14 protein-coding genes and 1 pseudogene are annotated in these 17195 nt (G+C 56.9%); 9 read left to right on the top strand and 6 right to left on the bottom strand.

Annotated features, from left to right (window positions below):
* Positions 1 to 38: 38 nt before the first annotated feature.
* Positions 39 to 1262: a beta-ketoacyl-ACP synthase I gene (gene fabB / locus B4U49_RS10980; RefSeq protein ID WP_078084641.1), complete on the bottom strand. Its 1224-nt coding sequence runs from the start codon at positions 1260 to 1262 to the stop codon at positions 39 to 41.
* A gap of 95 nt (positions 1263 to 1357) precedes the next feature.
* Positions 1358 to 1882, bottom strand: a complete 525-nt coding sequence (gene fabA, locus B4U49_RS10975) for a 3-hydroxyacyl-[acyl-carrier-protein] dehydratase FabA (RefSeq protein ID WP_078084640.1) — start codon at positions 1880 to 1882, stop codon at positions 1358 to 1360.
* 258 nt (positions 1883 to 2140) lie between these two features.
* Between fabA and galU the strand changes: the two genes are divergently transcribed.
* Positions 2141 to 2977: a UTP--glucose-1-phosphate uridylyltransferase GalU gene (gene galU, locus B4U49_RS10970; RefSeq protein WP_078084639.1), complete on the top strand. Its 837-nt coding sequence runs from the start codon at positions 2141 to 2143 to the stop codon at positions 2975 to 2977.
* Positions 2978 to 4327, top strand: coding sequence for a phosphohexomutase domain-containing protein (locus tag B4U49_RS10965; protein WP_078084638.1), 1350 nt, complete (start codon positions 2978 to 2980; stop codon positions 4325 to 4327). It begins immediately after the preceding gene.
* 81 nt (positions 4328 to 4408) lie between these two features.
* Here the strand turns inward: B4U49_RS10965 and B4U49_RS10960 are convergent, their stop codons facing one another.
* Entirely contained in the window at positions 4409 to 4855 is a 447-nt protein-coding gene (locus B4U49_RS10960) for a hypothetical protein (RefSeq protein ID WP_078084637.1), read from the bottom strand.
* Between the two features lie 195 nt (positions 4856 to 5050).
* On the opposite strand from B4U49_RS10960, the gene dapB reads away from it, so the two are divergent.
* The 7 genes and pseudogenes from dapB (at position 5051) to greA (ending at position 13764) form a co-directional block, all read left to right on the top strand.
* Positions 5051 to 5860 carry a 4-hydroxy-tetrahydrodipicolinate reductase gene (gene dapB, locus B4U49_RS10955; protein WP_078084643.1) on the top strand — a complete coding sequence of 270 codons (810 nt, stop codon included), beginning with the start codon at positions 5051 to 5053 and terminating at the stop codon, positions 5858 to 5860.
* Positions 5861 to 5917: 57 nt separating this feature from the next.
* A pseudogene (locus B4U49_RS19385) lies at positions 5918 to 6319 on the top strand (ATP-dependent zinc protease family protein); the annotation flags it as partial.
* Positions 6320 to 6403: 84 nt separating this feature from the next.
* The gene (rimK, locus tag B4U49_RS10950) at positions 6404 to 7324 is read left to right on the top strand and encodes a 30S ribosomal protein S6--L-glutamate ligase (RefSeq protein WP_239692588.1); all 921 of its coding nucleotides are present in this window, start codon (positions 6404 to 6406) and stop codon (positions 7322 to 7324) included.
* A 259-nt stretch (positions 7325 to 7583) separates the two neighbouring features.
* The gene (locus tag B4U49_RS10945; RefSeq protein ID WP_078084635.1) at positions 7584 to 8117 is read left to right on the top strand and encodes a YfiR family protein; all 534 of its coding nucleotides are present in this window, start codon (positions 7584 to 7586) and stop codon (positions 8115 to 8117) included.
* A gap of 577 nt (positions 8118 to 8694) precedes the next feature.
* On the top strand, positions 8695 to 9831 hold the full coding sequence (carA, locus tag B4U49_RS10940; protein WP_078084634.1) for a glutamine-hydrolyzing carbamoyl-phosphate synthase small subunit: 1137 nt from the start codon (positions 8695 to 8697) through the stop codon (positions 9829 to 9831).
* A 69-nt stretch (positions 9832 to 9900) separates the two neighbouring features.
* Positions 9901 to 13131 carry a carbamoyl-phosphate synthase large subunit gene (carB, locus tag B4U49_RS10935; RefSeq protein ID WP_078084633.1) on the top strand — a complete coding sequence of 1077 codons (3231 nt, stop codon included), beginning with the start codon at positions 9901 to 9903 and terminating at the stop codon, positions 13129 to 13131.
* A gap of 156 nt (positions 13132 to 13287) precedes the next feature.
* Positions 13288 to 13764, top strand: coding sequence for a transcription elongation factor GreA (greA, locus tag B4U49_RS10930; protein WP_078084632.1), 477 nt, complete (start codon positions 13288 to 13290; stop codon positions 13762 to 13764).
* Between the two features lie 68 nt (positions 13765 to 13832).
* On the opposite strand, the gene B4U49_RS10925 is transcribed toward greA, so the two are convergent.
* The 3 genes from B4U49_RS10925 to B4U49_RS10915 all read right to left on the bottom strand — a co-directional run bounded on the left by B4U49_RS10925 (position 13833) and on the right by B4U49_RS10915 (position 17156).
* A complete protein-coding gene (locus tag B4U49_RS10925; RefSeq protein WP_078084631.1) occupies positions 13833 to 14705 on the bottom strand; it encodes a hypothetical protein in 873 nt (290 codons plus the stop codon).
* 123 nt (positions 14706 to 14828) lie between these two features.
* Complete coding sequence (locus tag B4U49_RS10920; RefSeq protein WP_158078608.1) at positions 14829 to 15704, bottom strand: hypothetical protein; 876 nt, start codon at positions 15702 to 15704, stop codon at positions 14829 to 14831.
* A gap of 522 nt (positions 15705 to 16226) precedes the next feature.
* Entirely contained in the window at positions 16227 to 17156 is a 930-nt protein-coding gene (locus tag B4U49_RS10915; protein ID WP_143735626.1) for a hypothetical protein, read from the bottom strand.
* Positions 17157 to 17195: the final 39 nt, after the last annotated feature.

The raw sequence follows: 17195 nt of genomic DNA, 5'->3' as shown, positions 1-17195 counted from the left end.
TCGCAGTGCGGCTCGCCCTTTTTTATGTGCGGCAGGAATCAGACCTTGTCGAACACCAGGCTGGCATTGGTACCGCCGAAGCCGAAGCTGTTGGACAGCGCACGGCGTACCTCGGTGTTGCGTAGCTCGGTCACCAGGTCGAGACCCTGTGCAGCTTCGTCCACAGTCTCCACATTGGCGGAAGCGGCGATAAAGTCGTTCTGCATCATCAGCAGGGTGTAGATGGCTTCCTGTACGCCCGCAGCACCCAGGGAGTGACCGGTGAGGGACTTGGTAGAGGCAAATGCCGGCACCTTGTCTCCGAACACTTCTTTCATCGCACGCAGCTCTGCGACATCGCCCACCGGGGTGGAGGTGCCGTGAGTGTTGATGTAGTCGACGCCGCCGTCGAGGCCTTTGCCGTCCATTCCGGCCAGTGCCTGCTGCATGCAGCGCGCTGCGCCTTCACCGCTGGGTGCGACCATGTCGTAGCCATCGGAAGTGGCACCGTAGCCCACCAGCTCTGCGAGGATATTCGCACCGCGGGCCTTGGCGTGCTCCATTTCTTCCAGAACCACGCAGCCGCCGCCACCGGCGATGACGAAGCCGTCGCGGTTGGCATCGTAGGGGCGGGAAGCCTTGGTCGGGGTGTCGTTGTACTTGGAGGACAGTGCGCCCATGGCATCAAACAGGTGGGTCAGGCTCCACGCCAGTTCTTCACCGCCGCCGGCAAATACCACGTCCTGCTTGCCCATCTGGATCAGCTCTGCACCGTTGCCGATACAGTGTGCGGAGGTGGCACACGCGGAGGAGATGGAGTAGTTCACCCCCTTGATCTTGAATGGGGTGGCCAGACATGCAGACACGGTACTACCCATGACCTGAGGCACGCGGAAGGCGCCCACGCGGCGCACACCCTTGGTTTTCAGGATGTTCGCGGATTCGATGATGGCCGCGGTGGAGGTGCCACCGGAGCCCATCACCAGACCGGTGCGCGGGTTGGAAATATCCGATTCTTCCAGGCCGGACATTGCGATGGCCTCAGCCATGGAAATGTAGGCGTAGGCGGCGGAGTCGCCCATAAAACGCAGGTGCTTGCGGTCGATATGCTCCTTGATGTCGATATCGACCACGCCGGCGATCTGGCTGCGCAGACCCAGTTCGGCGTACTCCTCCATGTAGCGAATGCCGCTGCGGCCCTCTTTCAGGGAGGCCAGCACTTCCTGTGTGTTATTGCCGATGCAGGAAGTTATGCCCATTCCGGTAATGGCTACACGGCGCATAGTGATCTCCAGTAAAACTTGTAGAGTGAATTGTTATTTTTTTATATGACAGTGTTTCTATCTGTCTGCCAGAGTATTTATGACAGACAGAAAGATCAAAAGTTGTCGGTGCGGGTGAACAGGCCTACACGCAGGTCTTTGGCGGTATAGATTTCGCGGCCGTCCACGGAAACGGATCCGTTGCCGATACCCATAACCAGTTTGCGCTCTACCAAGCGGCTCATCTCGATATGGTAAGTGACCTTCTTGTTGGTCGGTAGGATCTGGCCAGTGAACTTGACCTCGCCACAACCGAGGGCGCGTCCGCGACCGGGGTTGCCTTTCCAGGCCAGGAAATAGCCCAGCAGCTGCCACATGGCGTCGAGGCCGAGACAGCCGGGCATGACCGGATCGCCGGGGAAGTGGCAGTCAAAGAACCACAGGTCGGGCGTGATATCCAGCTCGGCGATCAGCTCCCCTTTGCCGAACTCGCCGCCGTCTTTGGAGATGTGGGTGATGCGGTCCAGCATCAGCATGTTGGGAGCAGGCAGCTGCGCATTGCCCGGGCCAAACATTTCACCACGGCCGCAGGCCAGGAGTTCTTCGCGGGTGTAGCTGCTTTTTTGAACAAAATTACTCATTGGGTCCCCGATTCTGGGCAATCTTTACACGAGCCGGCATTCTAAGGGCTAAGGATAGCTTGTCCAGTCAGTCATAACCCTTTTTGTGACCAGAACTGTCCCAATTAGCCCTTGACCGTTTGCGGGGCGCGCCACTACTGGGTTGGCGCGCGGTAACAAGTGATCGCGCGCTTGGACTGATTCTTGCCATACTTTTGTGATAAGTTGCCGAAAATCGGCGCGGGATGGCGCCGATCGCGAAGTCCAGAGAGGGATGTCATGCTGAAAAAGTGCCTGTTCCCGGTCGCTGGGTATGGAACCCGGTTCCTGCCCGCCACCAAGGCGATGCCCAAGGAAATGTTGCCGCTGGTGAACAAGCCACTGGTGCAGTACGGGGTGGAGGAGGCCATTGAAGCGGGCCTTACCGAGATCGGTTTTGTCACCGGGCGCGGTAAGCGCGCCATCGAAGATCACTTTGACACCAACTTCGAGCTCGAGCACCAGATTGCCGGAACCGGCAAGGAGCGTGCGCTGGACAGCGTGCGCAAGGTTATCGACACTGCCAGCTTCTCCTATACCCGCCAGGGGGAAATGCGCGGATTGGGGGATGCGATCCTGCAGGGCCAGCGTCTTATCGGGGACGAGGCCTTTGCGGTGGTACTGGCCGACGACCTGTGTCTGAATGACGAACTCGGTGTGCTGGGGCAGATGGTGCAACTCTATAAACAGTTTCGCTGCAGCATTGTTGCGGTAGAAGAGGTGCCGGAGGATCAGATCCACAAGTTCGGTGTCATCGCCGGCAATGAAATCAAGTCGGGCCTGTATCAGGTGACCGATATGGTGGAGAAGCCCAAGGCGGAGGATGCGCCGAGCAACATGGCAATTATCGGTCGCTATGTGCTTACACCGGATATCTTCGATCTGATCCGCGAAACGCCGCCGGGCAAAAACGGTGAGGTGCAGATCACCGATGCGTTACTGACCCAGGCCAAGCGCGGTTGTGTGCTGGCCTATCGCTTCAGGGGGCGCCGTTTCGACTGTGGATCGGTCGACGGTTTTATCGAAGCGACGAATTACGTTTATAAGAATGTCTATTTACCTGGGGAGAAGGGCTGAATGTCTGAATTAACCTGTTTTAAAGCCTACGATTTGCGCGGCCGAGTGCCCGATGAACTGAACACCGACGTCGCCTACCGAGTGGGCCGTGCCTTTGCCCAGTTTCTCGATGCCCGCCGCGTTGTCGTGGGGCACGATATCCGCCTGACCAGTGGCGAACTGACCGATGCCCTGGCCAATGGCCTGCGCGACGCGGGTGCTGACGTTTACCATATTGGTGAGTGCGGCACCGAGGAAATTTACTTCTCCACTTTTCACGGGGACTTTGATGGCGGTATCTGCGTAACCGCGAGCCACAACCCGATGGACTACAACGGCATGAAGTTTGTGCGTTCCGGTTCGCGCCCGATCAGCGGTGATACCGGTCTGCTGGATATCAAACGCATGGCAGAAGAAAACAAATTTTCCGCAGTGGAAAAGCGCGGTGACCTGCACACCTTTGCCCATCGTGACGATTTCGTAAAACACCTGCTGGGCTATGTGGACACCGCGGAGCTGAAGCCGCTGAAGCTGGTGGTCAATGCCGGTAACGGTGGTGCCGGTGCGGTGGTGGATGCCCTGGCCCCGAGCCTGCCGTTTGAATTTGTACGTGTACACCACGAGCCGGATGGCAATTTCCCCAATGGTATTCCCAACCCGATTTTGCCGGAAAACCGCGAGTCCACTGCCGCAGCAGTGCGCGAGAGCGGCGCGGACTTCGGTATCGCCTGGGATGGGGATTTTGACCGCTGCTTTTTCTTTGATGAGAGCGGTGAATTTATCGAGGGTTACTACGTGGTGGGCCTGCTCGCCGAGGCCTTCCTGGTTAAGCACGCCGGAGCCAAAGTGGTACACGACCCGCGCCTGACCTGGAATACAGAAGATATCGTGAAAAATGCCGGTGGTGTGCCGGTGCAGAGTAAAACCGGTCATGCGTTTATCAAGGAGCGTATGCGCAAGGAAGATGCGATTTACGGCGGCGAGATGAGTGCGCATCACTATTTTCGTGATTTTGCATACTGCGACAGCGGCATGATTCCGTGGCTGCTGGTTGCAGAGCTGGTTAGCCGCAGTGGCAAGTCTCTGTCCCAGCTGGTGGGTGAGCGTATGGCGGCCTTCCCGTGCAGTGGCGAGATCAACTCCAAGGTGGAAGATCCCAAAGCGCTGCTGAAAGCGGCGGAAGAAAAGTATGCGGCAGACGCGGTCAGCGTCGAACATGTGGATGGATTGAGCGTGGCTTTTGATGAGTGGCGTTTCAACCTGCGTATGTCCAATACCGAGCCGGTGGTGCGCCTGAATGTGGAATCCCGTGGGGACGAAGCATTGATGAAGGCCAAGACCGAAGAGCTGCTCGAGCTGATTCGCGGTTAAATTTGCCTGCTCCGGGGGCGCGGTAGCGCTCCCGGTTTACCATCCATCCTTCCCTAAGTTTTCCTCACTCTTTGCCTTGCGTCAGTTCTTGTTAAGCCTGCGTCGGAACTCGTCATGGTATTCCTGCTGGATCTTTTTCAGCTCTTCCAGTTGCTCGGCATTCAGAATTTTAACCATCTCCACCCTGGTGGCGGCGCGTACGGCAATGATCTTCGCGTCCAGTTCTTCCTTCTGTTCCCGTGTCAGTTTCGGCATCTTGCCCTGGGCGAAACCATAATCCTTGAGAATATTCAGCTGTAGCTCGAAGTTTTTCTCCATCAGCGGTAACGCCTTGTCTTCCTGCTCTGGCGTCAGTTTCAGGCGCAGGGAAACCCAGTCTGCAATGTCATCGTACTTTTCCCAGAAATCATCCCCCAGACCGGTGGTGGACTCCACGGCCTTGCCGGTGGATATCACGGTAAACAGTAGAAGGGCGAACAGCGCAGCGCAAAACGAGGACCAGAAGGGGTGGCGAGACTCAGGGGACATGGTTGGCGCTCCAATCTACGGAATAATTAAAGCCTAGTAGAGGAATGCGGCGCCGCAAGGCGTACTCAGCGGTCAGTGGTCTGTTATGTTGTTGGGCGTGAACCGGCCGGCTTCAGGTATTGCCCGCAATGGAAACCGGGGTAGAATCCGCGCCTTTCAAGCCCGGCCCGAAGGAGAGCAGCAATGGCGGTGGATATGGCAGTAAAAGTAGCAATCACTGGATTTGGGGGGCGCATGGGCCGGGTGCTGGCAGAGGCCCTGGCACAGGCTGAAGAGGACGGCACCGCGAAGCTGTCTTCCGCCATCGTGCGTCCGGGTTCCAGCCTGGTGGGCGCGGATGCCGGTGAAGTTGCCGGTCTGGGGCGCAACGGCCTCGCCATCGTCGACAGCCTGGAACAGGCGGACTTCGATGTGCTGATCGATTTCACCGCACCGCTGGCCACTATCGACAATGCCGCCTACTGCGCCGAGCAGGGAAAGGCCATTGTGATCGGTACCACCGGGTTCGACGCGGATCAAAAAGCGCAGATGTTGAGTGCCGGGGACAAGACCCCACTGTGTTTCGCCACCAACTTTTCTACCGGCGTGAATCTTTGCTTTAACTTACTGGAAACTGCGGCGCGTGTACTGGGCGACGATGTGGATATCGAGATTGTCGAGGCTCACCACCGCCACAAGGTGGATGCCCCCTCCGGTACCGCGCTCAGCATGGGGGAGGTTATTGCCGACACCCTTGGCCGCGACCTGTCGAAGGTGGCAGTGTACGGCCGCGAAGGGCAGACCGGTGCCCGCGAACGCGAGACCATCGGCTTTGCCACCGTGCGCGGCGGCGATGTCGTGGGAGAGCACACGGTCTCCTTCCTCGCCGATGGCGAGCGCATTGAAATTACCCACAAGGCCAGCAGTCGGCTGGCATTTGCCCGCGGCGCAGTACGCGCTGCGGTCTGGTTGAATGGTCGCGCAGCGGGTCGTTACGATATGCGCGATGTTCTGGCTTTAAAGTAAACGTAACAGGCAATTAATCCCGGCAAATAACCGGGCCAATCTTTCAGGAGCATTTGCTTGGACAAGAAAATCATCGTTGGCAGTGAAGAGTGGTGTGCATTCCCGGGGCTGGGTATTCCCGCCATCAAGGCGCGGGTCGATTCCGGAGCCAAGACCTCCTGTCTGCATGCGTATAACATCCAGCAATTCAATCGCGGCGGTGAGCCCTGGGTGAGTTTTGAGGCGCACCCACTGCAGAACTTGCGGCGTCCGCGAGTGCGCTGTGAAGCGCGGGTGCTGGACAAGCGTACCGTGCGCAGTTCATCCGGTGATTCGGAAAAGCGCCTGGTGATCAAAACCAGTATCAGTATCGGCGGCAGCGTGTGGGATATCGAGCTCACCCTGACCAACCGCGATTCCATGGGGTATCGCATGCTGCTCGGCCGCGAGGCCATGATGGGGCGCATGCTGGTGGATCCCTCCGAGAGCTTTTGTCTCGGCGAAATGCCGCCCAGTCAGCTGGAGGAGTACTACCACGACGAACACCACATGGCCGGTACCGGCCTGCGTATTGGTGTGCTGGCGTCCAACCCGGACCTGTATAGCAACCAGCGAATCATGGAAGCCGGCGCCGAGCGCGGTCACCGTATGACCTTCCTGAATATTCGCCAGTGCTATATGAAGCTGGATTCCGCCGAGCCAGAGGTTCATTACCGCGACGGTAGGATCCTGAATAATCTGGACGCCATCATCCCGCGTATTCGACCGAGTATGACGTTCTACGGCTGCGCCCTGACCCGCCACTTTGAGAGCATGGGGGTGTATGCGTTGAATGGTGCCTCGGCCATTAGTCAATCCCGTGACAAACTCTACTCGCTGCAGCTGCTGCAGGAGGGTGGGCTGAATATCCCGATTTCCGGTTTCGCCAACTCGCCCATGGATACCAATGAGTTGATCGAAATGGTGGGCGGTGCGCCGCTGATCGTGAAGCTGCTGGAAGGCACACAGGGCCGCGGGGTGGTGCTGGCGGAAACCCGCAAGGCCGCAGAGTCCGTGATCAATGCCTTCAAATCGTTGAAAGTGAACCTGTTGGTGCAGGAGTTTATTCGCGAGGCCCAGGGCAAGGACCTGCGCCTGTTTGTGGTGGACGGCAAGGTATTTGCCGCCATCCAGCGTGAAGCGGCGCCGGGTGAATTCCGGGCCAATATCCACCAGGGCGGTACTGCGTCCGTGGTCAAGGTGCTGCCGGAAGAGCGCAAACTGGCGATCAAGGCGGCCAAGGTGCTGGGCCTGAAGGTCGCGGGTGTGGATATCATCCGTTCCAAGAAAGGCCCCTTGCTGCTGGAAGTAAATTCCTCGCCGGGACTCGAGGGCATCGAGAGTGCCACCCGCAAGGATGTAGCGGGCTCAATGATTCTGGCGATCGAAAAGGCGCTCAAATGGCGCCCGGCGATCACCTCTGTGGAGTCACCAATTACTGACTGACTGGGGGGATCCGTTCCCGCGCCAGATTCTGGCGCGCCGCTGCCGCTCATCCATGGTGGGTGGCAGGGGCCGGTACTAACCTTGGGATAGCCCTGCAGCCGATTCGCCGGCTGCGGGACACTCTCAAGTGCGCCGGTGACCCCCTAAGATGTTGAAGTCAGCTTTCACAATTATTCCCTGCCCAAGAGCCCGGATTCACGGCAGGCGGCGCCGTCTGTATCGCACTTCCTGTAACACCCTTCGCACCGCAGCTCGACTGTTGCTGGCTCTGTGTGTCTCGCTGTCACCATCCCTGCGCGCCGAGGCGTCGGGCCATCTTTCCGATACCGACCTGGGACGCAAGGTCATGGTGGACTACATCGTCCATTTCGCTCACCACCTGCAGTGGCCGATCGAGGTATTCAGTGGTTCTGCTGCCCCCTTCCGTATCTGTGTGATGGGTGAGGATGAGCTGGTTGCGCCGCTGACCGCGCGGCTGCACCGGCACCGGGTACAGGGACGCCTGGTGGCGTTGGAGCAGGTCAATGACGGCGAGATGCTGCGCGCGCGCAGTTGTCAGATTGTGGTGATGGGCGACATGGATGCGGAGCGTATGGCAAAGGCGGTGGGGGCGCTGGAATTTTTCCCGGTGCTGACCGTGAGCGACGTCAACCGGTTTGCGATTCTCGGCGGTATGGTCGAGTTTGCCGGCAGTGGAGCCGATATGGCGCTGCAGCTGAACAAAACCAGACTGGATCGGGCGGAACTGAAAATGGGCAACAGCCTGTTTCGCCTGAGTCGCCAGGTGAATTGACCGCTGGTGATAAACGCTCCCTCATTTCCTGGGGGCAGTGGCGGGTTCCCGTGTAACGAGTGCTTCCCTCCCGGGCCTTAATGGTCCGGTTTGGGGTGCGGCACGGGAAGTGTGCTTAATACACCATATGGCGTAAATTTGTACTGGCGATCAGTGCCGATTTCCCGTAGAATCTGCGCCCGGCTTGGGAAGGTCCCACCTTAGTTGCCCGCACCATTTAGATCTGACGGAAGGTTCTGTTTTCCTCCAGATCCGGTCGCAGGGCCCGTGGCTCCCAGGCTTTTGAAAGTGCCGGACGTGGCGGAATATCCCGCCCGCATAGCCCAAACTGGCTGCCCGGCCATACAGTGAGAGCCCAGGTGAAAGCCTCAGTGAGCCGACCGCGAATAACCTTATAAAAAAGCGAGATGAAGCAGCCGTTTCATCTCGCTTTTTTATAAAAGGCATCCGGTAACAGGTTACACCTGAAACTGCACTGGTCGCGCCGGTAAAAGCGCGCCCTCTCACCCCGCCCGGAAGCTGTTCTAGACGACTGGAGATTGAATTGAACAACGCTGTTCCCACGCCGGAATCCCTGATGCCCAGCACCACCCCGGCACTGCTGGTGCTCGCCGATGGCAGTGAGTTTTACGGTCGCGCCATTGGCGCCGAAGGCTCAACTGTTGGCGAGGTAGTCTTCAATACCTCCATGACTGGATATCAGGAGATCCTGACAGACCCGTCCTACGCCCGTCAGATCGTTACCCTGACGTATCCGCATATCGGCAATACCGGCACCAACTCTGAAGACGAAGAGTGCGCCGAGATCTGGTCTGCCGGTCTGGTGATCCGCGACTTGCCCCTGCTGGCCAGCAGCTTCCGCAGCGAGCAGTCCCTGGAGGATTACCTCAAGGCGCGCAACATTGTGGGTATCGCGGATATCGATACCCGCCGCCTGACCCGGATCCTGCGCGATAAAGGCGCCCAGAGCGGCTGCATCGTAGTCGGTGACAACATCGACAAGGACGCGGCACTGGCCCAGGCCAAAGCGTTCGCCGGCCTCAAGGGCATGGATCTCGCCAAGGTGGTTTCCACCAAAGAGAAGTACGATTTCAACGAAGGCACCTGGGAGCTGGGCCAGGGCCACAAGCCGGCGCCGGCGGCGCAGCCCTACAAAGTGGTGGCCTATGATTTCGGCGTGAAGCGCAACATCCTGCGCATGCTGGTGGATCGTGGCTGTGATATCACCGTAGTGCCCGCACAGACCCCAGCGTCTGAAGTGTTGGCAATGAATCCGGACGGCGTCTTCCTGTCCAATGGCCCCGGCGACCCCGAGCCCTGCGACTACGCGATTGCGGCGATCAAGGAAATTCTCGAAACCGGCCTGCCCACCTATGGCATCTGTCTGGGGCACCAGTTGCTGGGTCTGGCCGTTGGCGCCAAGACCGCAAAAATGAAATTCGGCCACCACGGCGGCAACCACCCGGTGCAGGACCTCAACACCACCAAGGTGATGATCACCGCACAGAACCACGGTTTTGCGGTGGATATGGATTCCCTGCCGGACAACGTTGAAGTTACCCACAAGTCTCTGTTCGACGGCACCCTGCAAGGCATTCGTCTGAAGGACAAGCCGGCCTTCAGCTTCCAGGGCCACCCGGAAGCGAGCCCCGGCCCCCACGACGTGGCGCCACTGTTCGATCAGTTTATCGAGATGATGGAATCGCGCCGCTAACCCGGCGCTCCCGACTCCCAAGACCAGAATTTGATCCACCGGCCGAGGCCGGCTAGATACGGAAGAAAGATGCCAAAACGCACAGACATTCAAAGCATTCTGATCATCGGCGCTGGCCCCATCGTCATCGGTCAGGCCTGTGAATTTGACTACTCCGGCGCCCAGGCCTGTAAAGCCCTGCGCGAAGAGGGTTACCGGGTCATCCTGGTGAACTCCAACCCGGCCACCATCATGACCGACCCGGCCATGGCGGATGCCACTTACATCGAACCGGTGGAGTGGAAAACGGTTGCCAAGATCATTGAAAAAGAGCGCCCGGATGCGATCCTGCCCACCATGGGCGGTCAGACCGCGCTGAACTGTGCGCTGGCGCTGGACAAGAACGGCGTGCTCGAAAAGTACGGCTGTGAGCTGATCGGTGCGGACAAAAACGCCATCGAAAAAGCGGAAGACCGCGACCTGTTCGACAAGGCAATGAAAGCCATCGGTCTCGAGACCCCGCGCGCGAAGATCGTACATTCCATGGACGAAGCCAAGAAGGTACCGGAAGAGTTCGGCTTTCCGGTGATTATCCGCCCGTCTTTCACCATGGGTGGATCCGGTGGCGGTGTGGCCTACAACTGGCCGGAGTTCGAGGAAATCTGCAAACGCGGCCTCGACCTGTCCCCCACCAATGAACTGCTGATCGACGAATCCCTGCTCGGCTGGAAAGAGTACGAGATGGAGGTGGTTCGTGATAAGAACGACAACTGCATCATCGTCTGTGCCATCGAGAACTTCGATCCCATGGGCGTACACACCGGCGACTCCATCACCGTGGCCCCGGCGCAGACCCTGACCGACAAGGAATACCAGCTGATGCGCAACGCGTCCATCGCGGTATTGCGTGAAATCGGCGTGGAAACCGGCGGCTCCAACGTGCAGTTCGGTATGGATCCGAAAACCGGCCGCATGGTGATCATCGAGATGAACCCGCGGGTGTCTCGCTCCTCCGCACTGGCCTCCAAGGCCACCGGCTTCCCGATTGCCAAGGTCGCGGCCAAGCTGGCAGTGGGCTATACCCTGGACGAACTTCAGAACGACATCACCGGTGGGGCTACCCCGGCGTCTTTCGAACCGTCCATCGACTATGTGGTTACCAAAATCCCGCGCTTCACCTTTGAAAAATTCGGTGAAGCGGACGCGCGCCTGACCACCCAGATGAAATCTGTGGGTGAGGTAATGGCCATCGGCCGTAACTTCCAGGAATCCATGCAGAAAGCCCTGCGCGGTCTGGAAGTGGGTTCTTTTGGCTTCGAGCCAAAACTCGACCCATCGGAAGTGGGCTCGGTGGAGCGCCTGCGTCGCGAGCTATCCGTGGCCGGTGCCGAGCGTATCTGGTATGTGGGCGATGCCTTCCGCATGGGCATGAGCGTCGATGAAGTCTACGAGCTCTCCGGTATCGATCCCTGGTTCCTGGTGCAGATCAAGGAACTGATGGATATCGAAGAGCCGCTGAAGTCCATGCCGACTTCCGCGCTGGATGCCAAGACCATGCGCTTCCTCAAGCGCAAGGGTTTCTCCGACAAGCGCCTGGCGGACCTGCTCGGTGTGAGCCAGAGAACCGTGCGCGAATTCCGCCACAAGATGGGCGTATTCCCTTCCTACAAGCGGGTGGATACCTGTGCGGCCGAATTTGCCACCAGCACGGCGTACATGTACTCCACCTACGATGAAGAGTGTGAGGCTGAGCCGACCGACAAGAAAAAAATCATGGTGCTCGGCGGTGGCCCCAACCGTATCGGTCAGGGCATCGAGTTTGATTACTGCTGTGTACACGCAGCACTGGCCATGCGCGAAGACGGTTACGAGACCATTATGGTCAACTGTAACCCGGAGACCGTTTCCACTGACTACGACACGTCCGACCGCCTCTACTTCGAGCCGGTAACCCTGGAAGACGTACTGGAAATCGTGCGCAAGGAAAACCCCACCGGCGTTATCGTGCAGTTCGGTGGTCAGACTCCGCTCAACCTGGCGCGCTACCTCGCCGCGGAAGGTGTGCCGATTATCGGTACCACTCCAGAGCAGATCGACCGTGCGGAAGACCGTGAGCGCTTCCAGCAGATGATCATGCGTCTCGGCCTCAAGCAGCCGCAGAATGCTATTGTGCGCTCCGAGTACGAAGCCATCCAGAGAGCCAAGGAAGTCGGCTATCCGCTGGTTGTGCGCCCGTCCTATGTACTGGGTGGCCGCGCCATGGAGATCGTCTACAAGGAAGACGAACTCAAGACCTATATGAAGGAAGCGGTAGAAGTTTCCGACGAAGCACCGGTATTGCTGGACCACTTCCTACACTCTGCCATCGAGGTGGACATCGATGCGGTATCCGATGGTGAGGATGTGGTGATCGGCGCCATCATGCAGCATATCGAACAGTGTGGTGTGCACTCCGGTGACTCCGCCTGCTCCCTGCCGCCCTACAGCCTGCCGGCGGACGTGCAGGACAAGATGCGCGAGCAGGTCAAGGCCATGGCCCGTGAACTGGGCGTTGTCGGTCTGATGAATACCCAGCTTGCCTATCAGGATGGCGAGATTTACGTGATCGAGGTGAATCCGCGGGCTTCCCGTACGGTTCCCTTCGTGTCCAAGTGTATTGGCACCTCGCTGGCGAAGATCGCCGCGCGTTGTCAGGCAGGCATCAGCCTGGCGGAGCAGGGCTTTACCAGTGAAATTGTGCCGGACTACTACTCCGTGAAGGAGTCTGTATTCCCGTTCAACAAGTTCCCGAAGGTCGACCCGATTCTCGGCCCGGAAATGAAGTCCACCGGTGAAGTAATGGGCGTGGGTGAAAGCTTCGCCGAAGCCTTCGACAAAGGCCTTATCGGTGCCGGTGACGCCCTGCCGGAATCCGGCAAGGTATTCATTTCCGTACGCGATGTAGACAAGCCGGGTGTTGTGGACGTTGCGCGCGAGTTGTCCGGCCTCGGTTTCGAGCTGGTGGCTACCCGCGGTACAGCGAAGGTCTTGCAAGAAGCGGATATTACCGTTACAACGGTAAACAAGATGAGTGAAGGCCGTCCTCATATCGTCGATATGATCAAAAACGACGAGATTGCGCTGGTGGTGAATACCACCGAGGGACGTCAGGCCATTCGCGACTCTGCGGACATCCGTCGCAGTGCCGAGAACCACCAGGTTTGCTACACCACAACCCTGGCCGCGGCCCGCGCCATGGCGATGGCAATGCAGATTGCCGAGCCGCATCAGGTGCGCAGTCTGCAGGAACTGCACCAACGTGTCGTGCGTCTGCAAGGCTGATCGAGCGTTAAAACTGGCGGTATTCCGGTGCCGTCACTTCCAAAAGCTCCGCTGTTTGGCGGAGCTTTTTCGTTAAAGAAATACTGCAAAATAACGTCATGAGTAATTCCGGCTCATCCTGAATTACCGCGAAAAACTGAGATTGTGGAGGTTCCTGTGAACCGAGTACCTATGACTGTCGAGGGCGCCGAGGCCCTGCGTACAGAACTTGAAGACCTGAAGAAAGTACAGCGCCCAGCGGTGGTGCAGGCCATTGCTGAGGCCCGCGAACACGGTGATCTCAAGGAAAATGCCGAGTATCACGCAGCGCGTGAAAAACAGGGCTTTATCGAGGGCCGTATTCAGGAAATCGAAGGCAAGCTGTCACTGGCCCAGGTCATTGATGTGAAAGCCATCGAGCCGTCAGGCAAAGTGATTTTCGGTACCACTGTGACCATCATCCATATGGAAGATGATTCAGAAGTGACCTACAAAATTGTGGGTGATGACGAGTCCGACGTGAAAAACAAGAAAATCTCAGTGAACTCCCCGATTGCCCGTGCACTGATCGGCAAGGAGGAGGGGGACATCGTAGTGGTGAATACCCCATCCGGCGCGGTGGAATACGAGATCGACTCTGTAGCGCATATCTGATTTTTCTTGCTCTCCAGGGTAAAGAAGGCGGCCACTGGCCGCCTTCTTTATTTCTGAAAAACGAAAATTTACTGCAAAATACTTGCCTCGTTTCCAACGCCGATTTGCGAAATTGTTGCCGAGTTTGATGCAGAAGACTGATTCACGTATGCCTCGTTGAGAATACCCTGCTGGCTCACGATTGCCGAATTCCCACCAAGCACACCTCCTTGCAGAACCATTGCATTGTTAGCAATGCCGTCCTGAGTAACCAGAGCTGAGTTGTAACTTGAAGTCTGTGACACAAACGCAAGGTTTCCTATCCCACTCTGCACAATGTCAGCGCTATTGTACTGACCCAATTGCACGGTATGTGCGGAGTTGGCCACGCCACTTTGCGTAATGCTAGAGAAGTGGCCTGTCCCTGATTGGGTGATGGTTGCCACTTGGGCAGTGCCATACTGCAAAATATGCGCATCAGAATCTGTGGCTCCGTACTGACCAATTAAGCCATTATGGAGACTGCCAACCTGCGTGATGGTGGCTACGTTATCGCTGCCGCCAAACTGAAAAATATTCGCAGTGTTGCTATTGCCGACTTGGGAAATAATTGCATCACTATTAACGGCATCTACCTGGAAAGTACTGCCCCAGTTCCCCTGCCCGAGCTGGAAAATGGTGCTGCTATTGCCTGCTCCACCTAGCTGCAGGGAAAATGCGTTGTTGAATTGTCCTAGCTGTTCATGGTGAATTTGACTGCCAAAGGACGCAACCACGGTACTGCTCTCATTGAGCGCACCTTGTTGAATCTTGACGATAAAACTTCCCTCCATACCAGTCTGGTCGATGATGGCATTGTTGCCATTACCGGTTTGGATCAGGATGGCTGTGTTGTTGTCAGCCCAGGTGACACAACTGAATGCGAGCAAGGCAGCTGCACTGACAGGAATGAGAGATTTCACGTTAACTCCTTCACTCCAAAACTACGAAAGGAATTTTGAACGGTGTGGATTGCTGACCATTAAAATGAGGAAAGAAATGGGCGGCCGGATAGGCCACCCATTTCTTAAAGCGCGATCGCAGGGTTACTGCAGGATCAGGCCGTTGTTACCGAAACCAACCTGTAGGGAGGTGGCGGTATCACCCAGGCCAATCTGACCCACGAGTACATTGTTGAAGCCGCCAAGCTGAACGGTAGTGGCAGTCAGGCCAACACCAACCTGACCGATGTAGCTGTCGTTGAACAGGCCGACTTGAACGGTGCTACCGGAGTTGCCCAGACCCAGCTGAGATACGTCTGCTTCGTTTCCGAGACCAACTTGCAGAATGTCAGCATCATTCAGCAGACCGATCTGACGGGTATCTGCATCGTTACCAACGCCGAGCTGAGTCATGCTGGAGGAGTTCAGGATACCAACCTGGAAGGAGTCCGCATTGTTCGCGATACCGAACTGGAAGATGTCAGAGGAAGACAGCAAGCTCAGTACTTGAACTGCAGATGCGGTGTTGGCAATACCAACCTGGGTAATGTCAGTTGAGCTCAGGGCGCTCAGCAGCTGCAGGGAGAATGCACCGTTCAGGAAGCCCAGCTGAGTAACCGAGGCGCTGGTGAGGGCTGAGGCCGCTTGGATAGTGGCTGCACCGTTCACTGCGCCGGCCTGGAAGATAGAAGCGCTGTTGGCGAAACCACCGGTTTGCAGTGAGAAAGCACCGTTTGCCGCACCAAACTGGGTCTGGTTGATCAGGCTGTTGCTTTCACCGTCTTGTTCTGCGTAGGCACCGTTGAAGAAGCCCACCTGAACCTGATTGATGGTGTTGTCATTGGTTGTTGGACCAGTCTGATCCGCGATCGCGCCGTTACCAATACCAATTTGAGTCAGATTGGCAGTGTTGTTTGCGGCAAAAGCAGAACCACTTACAGCCAGTAGGATGGCAGCAGCGATGGGGGAAAACGTCTTCATGAGTTGCTCCTTTACTTCGGACGTTAAGTACAACCAGCCCCGGGGGTGCTGATCATTTATGGCACGATTGAATGCACCATAACTGGGGGGAAGAAGTCGGTGGTTGGCGTCTACCGCCCGCCCGTGATGGACTCCATTCCCAAGTCTGTGTCTTAGCGGGGGCTCCCCTGACATTGATGGATCACTGAAGCATTCGATCGTTGGCGTTGCGAATGTCAGCAGTAAGTGAAGGGGGTAACTCCAGCACAGGCTCTCGACGTTGAGAGCTTAATAAGTGATCAATGAGTTCAAAAGTTGATCATCTTGTTATTGAGTGTTGCTGCTTGAAGGTGGGGCCGCTATAGGAGGGAAGTCATAAAAAACTAGGAAAAAAGTATATTTTTTAATCAGGAAAAGCTCTGGAAAACCCGTATTCATAACCGAATAACAGAGTAATGGCGTCAAAAGCTTTTTATAGGGGGATGAGGGCGTCTTGCGAGGAAACTGAAGGCAAACCTTCAGCTAAATCTACAAATGCAATGGTCAGTGGGAAAGTGACACGGAATTGCCGTTGCCGAATTGGGTTACCGTGGCATTCGAAGATGCCCCAGTTTGCGAAATCGCAGTGGCGTTAAACGAACCAACCTGACTCACAATTGACTGATGGCTGCCGCCGAGACCAAAAGCGCCACTTTGTTGGATGATCACTTGATTGAAGTTGCCACTCTGGTTGCTGCTGGCCCGGTTATAATCATCTTCCTGTAGCAGGATGGACTGGTTTGCCAGGCCGCTCTGCAATAAATCCGCTTCCTGTTGGGCTCCCGACTGCTGAACCAGCCCCCGGTTGAATGCCCCTTCCTGCGCGATTACGGAAAAGTGCCCCACACCCGTTTGAGAAGCTGACGCGTTATTATCGTTTCCCTGTTGCTCCGTGTGACTTTTAACGTAGAACCCGCTGTCCTGAGAGGTATCCGCACGGTTAGCGATCCCGCTCTGGTGTATCCGGGCATCGTTAAAGTTACCGCTTAATTGGCTGATACTGCCTGCGTTACCGAACCCCACCTGACGAGTCAGGGCCAGGTTTCCATGGGTGACTGACTGTAGTGTGGTAGCGTTATTCTCTGCGCCTATCTGCACGTTGTGAATCTCGTTGTCGCTGCCGTATTGCTGCTGGACATGGGAGTCGTTAAACGCACCATCCTGCTTCTGACGGATTTTACTGTCGCGCTCCTGCTTCTGGACACCGTGCGCGCTGTTCTGTGTACCTTCCTGATCCTGTTCAAAGGTATTTTCTTTGGTCGATTCGAACTGTTGTTGGGAGATGGCGAAGTTTTCAAGGCCCTCCTGATACTGATAGACGGTATTGTCCTCAGCAGCGCTACGCTGAGAAACGAGCAGCAGCACCATCAGCGTCGCCGCGCCAAAACGACGTGAAAAGATGGAGCTCGCGTCTAATTGCTTGGGAGCTGGCATGTTTACCTCTGTAGCGAACCGGTGTGTTTTGGCGTTTCA

The organism is Microbulbifer mangrovi (genome assembly GCF_002009015.1).
Taxonomy (GTDB): domain Bacteria; phylum Pseudomonadota; class Gammaproteobacteria; order Pseudomonadales; family Cellvibrionaceae; genus Microbulbifer; species Microbulbifer mangrovi.
The sequence above is the reverse complement of the archived record's forward strand: the minus strand, read 5'-3'. Positions and strand labels throughout refer to the sequence as shown.

Bases quoted from the DNA above. Each gene is read 5' to 3' on its own strand.
- B4U49_RS10960 (WP_078084637.1), bottom strand. From the start codon at position 4,855: ATGTCCCCTGAGTCTCGCCACCCCTTCTGGTCCTCGTTTTGCGCTGCG.
- fabA (WP_078084640.1), bottom strand. From the start codon at position 1,882: ATGAGTAATTTTGTTCAAAAAAGCAGCTACACCCGCGAAGAACTCCTG.
- B4U49_RS10915 (WP_143735626.1), bottom strand. From the start codon at position 17,156: ATGCCAGCTCCCAAGCAATTAGACGCGAGCTCCATCTTTTCACGTCGT.
- galU (WP_078084639.1), top strand. From the start codon at position 2,141: ATGCTGAAAAAGTGCCTGTTCCCGGTCGCTGGGTATGGAACCCGGTTC.
- carA (WP_078084634.1), top strand. From the start codon at position 8,695: ATGCCCAGCACCACCCCGGCACTGCTGGTGCTCGCCGATGGCAGTGAG.
- B4U49_RS10920 (WP_158078608.1), bottom strand. From the start codon at position 15,704: ATGAAGACGTTTTCCCCCATCGCTGCTGCCATCCTACTGGCTGTAAGT.
- carB (WP_078084633.1), top strand. From the start codon at position 9,901: ATGCCAAAACGCACAGACATTCAAAGCATTCTGATCATCGGCGCTGGC.
- fabB (WP_078084641.1), bottom strand. From the start codon at position 1,262: ATGCGCCGTGTAGCCATTACCGGAATGGGCATAACTTCCTGCATCGGC.
- B4U49_RS10965 (WP_078084638.1), top strand. From the start codon at position 2,978: ATGTCTGAATTAACCTGTTTTAAAGCCTACGATTTGCGCGGCCGAGTG.
- dapB (WP_078084643.1), top strand. From the start codon at position 5,051: ATGGCAGTAAAAGTAGCAATCACTGGATTTGGGGGGCGCATGGGCCGG.